We start from the raw sequence: 970 nt of genomic DNA, 5'->3' as shown, positions 1-970 counted from the left end.
AATAAGGCTGATACACCTGCACCAAAAGGTGAAGGAGGTGGCTGCGGGGCCTTTCGGTACCCCAAGGCAAATGGACACAAATCCTCCCGGTTCAAAGATGGCGGCTAAGAGCACCTAACAAAACCTGACAAATAGAGGAATATGCAGTAAAATACCAGTGGGGGTGAAGCAAATGCCCAGGAAACTGGTAAGCGACGAACTGTGGAGTCAGATTGAACCACTTTTGCCAAAACATAAGCCCACACCCAAAGGAGGCCGTCCACGTATACCTGACCGGGCAGCTTTGACCGGAATTATCTTTGTACTCAAGACAGGGATACCGTGGGAAGACCTGCCACAGGAGATGGGCTGCGGCAGTGGTATGACCTGCTGGCGCAGACTTCGGGACTGGCAGGAAACTGGTGTTTGGGAGAGCCTTCACCATGTCATCCTGCAAAATTTACACGATACGAAAAAGATCGACTGGAGCAGAGCCTGTATTGACGGCTCTGTCATCCAGGCAAAAAGGGGGGCGAACACACAGGACCCAACCCCGTAGATCGAGGTCGTCCTGGAAGTAAACATCATCTCATAACGGATCGCAATGGCATTCCGCTCGTTGTCGGCCTCACTGCCGCCAATGTGAATGATTGCAAAATGCTGGAATATATGCTGGATCATCTGCCGTCCCTGCGAAATTTGCACGGGAGACCCACTTGTCATCCTCAGAAACTTCACGCTGATAAAGGGTACGATTTTCCGTTTTGCAGACAGGCGTGCACAGTGAGACATATAGAGCACCGCATTGCCAGACGTGGGGTGGACAGTTCCTCTCATCTTGGAAAGCACCGCTGGGTTGTTGAGCGAACCTTTGCCTGGTTCCATCGATACAGGCGCCTGCTCGTCCGATATGAACGCAGAGCTGATATCCATTTGGCTTTTTTCACCCTTGCTGCCGCTTTGATCGCTTTTCGGTTTTGTTAGGTGCTCT

Annotated in this window: 1 protein-coding gene; it reads left to right on the top strand. The window is 51.5% G+C overall.

Translation table 11 applies throughout. The annotated features are described in order from the left end of the window. Positions 1-172: 172 nt before the first annotated feature. Positions 173-963 (top strand): IS5 family transposase gene (locus B5F27_RS16275; protein WP_242962224.1). Its coding sequence is split into 2 segments (ribosomal slippage): positions 173-494 and positions 494-963, totalling 792 coding nucleotides; the frame shifts between segments, so codons are not numbered across the junction. Positions 964-970 lie beyond the last annotated feature (7 nt).

The sequence above is a fragment of the Faecalibacterium sp. An192 genome (assembly GCF_002160175.1).
Classification (GTDB): Bacteria; Bacillota; Clostridia; order Oscillospirales; family Ruminococcaceae; genus Faecalibacterium.
This window is presented reverse-complemented; position numbering and strand designations above follow the sequence as displayed.